The sequence below is a fragment of the Gracilibacillus kekensis genome, from assembly GCF_900143085.1.
In the GTDB taxonomy this organism is placed as follows: domain Bacteria; phylum Bacillota; class Bacilli; order Bacillales; family Amphibacillaceae; genus Gracilibacillus; species Gracilibacillus kekensis.
This window is the reverse complement of sequence record NZ_FRCZ01000013.1, coordinates 1-1,123: the sequence shown is the minus strand read 5'-3', so window position 1 is coordinate 1,123 and position 1,123 is coordinate 1. Positions and strand designations below refer to the sequence as shown.

1 rRNA gene is annotated in these 1,123 nt (G+C 54.1%); it reads left to right on the top strand.

Annotation, left to right across the window (positions count from 1 at the left end):
* Window positions 1–1,078 (top strand): 16S ribosomal RNA (locus BUC25_RS18875); the annotation flags it as partial.
* Window positions 1,079–1,123 lie beyond the last annotated feature (45 nt).

Below are 1,123 nucleotides of genomic sequence, written 5' to 3'. Positions count from 1 at the left end.
AATAGGGCGGCACCTTGACGGTACCTATCGAGGAAGCCCCGGCTAACTACGTGCCAGCAGCCGCGGTAATACGTAGGGGGCAAGCGTTGTCCGGAATTATTGGGCGTAAAGCGCGCGTAGGCGGTTTCTTAAGTCTGATGTGAAATCTTGCGGCTCAACCGCAAGCGGTCATTGGAAACTGGGGAACTTGAGTGCAGAAGAGGAGAGTGGAATTCCACGTGTAGCGGTGAAATGCGTAGATATGTGGAGGAACACCAGTGGCGAAGGCGACTCTCTGGTCTGTAACTGACGCTGAGGTGCGAAAGCGTGGGGAGCGAACAGGATTAGATACCCTGGTAGTCCACGCCGTAAACGATGAGTGCTAGGTGTTAGGGGGTTTCCGCCCCTTAGTGCTGCAGTTAACGCATTAAGCACTCCGCCTGGGGAGTACGGCCGCAAGGCTGAAACTCAAAAGAATTGACGGGGGCCCGCACAAGCGGTGGAGCATGTGGTTTAATTCGAAGCAACGCGAAGAACCTTACCAGGTCTTGACATCTTCGGATGTCCCTAGAGATAGGGAGTTCCCTTCGGGGACCGAATGACAGGTGGTGCATGGTTGTCGTCAGCTCGTGTCGTGAGATGTTGGGTTAAGTCCCGCAACGAGCGCAACCCTTGATCTTAGTTGCCAGCATTCAGTTGGGCACTCTAAGGTGACTGCCGGTGACAAACCGGAGGAAGGTGGGGATGACGTCAAATCATCATGCCCCTTATGACCTGGGCTACACACGTGCTACAATGGATGGTACAGAGGGAAGCAAAACCGCGAGGTCAAGCCAATCCCATAAAACCATTCTCAGTTCGGATTGTAGGCTGCAACTCGCCTACATGAAGCCGGAATCGCTAGTAATCGTGGATCAGCATGCCACGGTGAATACGTTCCCGGGCCTTGTACACACCGCCCGTCACACCACGAGAGTTGGCAACACCCGAAGTCGGTGGGGTAACCATTTGGAACCAGCCGCCGAAGGTGGGGCCAATGATTGGGGTGAAGTCGTAACAAGGTAGCCGTATCGGAAGGTGCGGCTGGATCACCTCCTTTCTAAGGATTATAGGAACACCTTCGTTGAAGGTGCAAAGATCATAC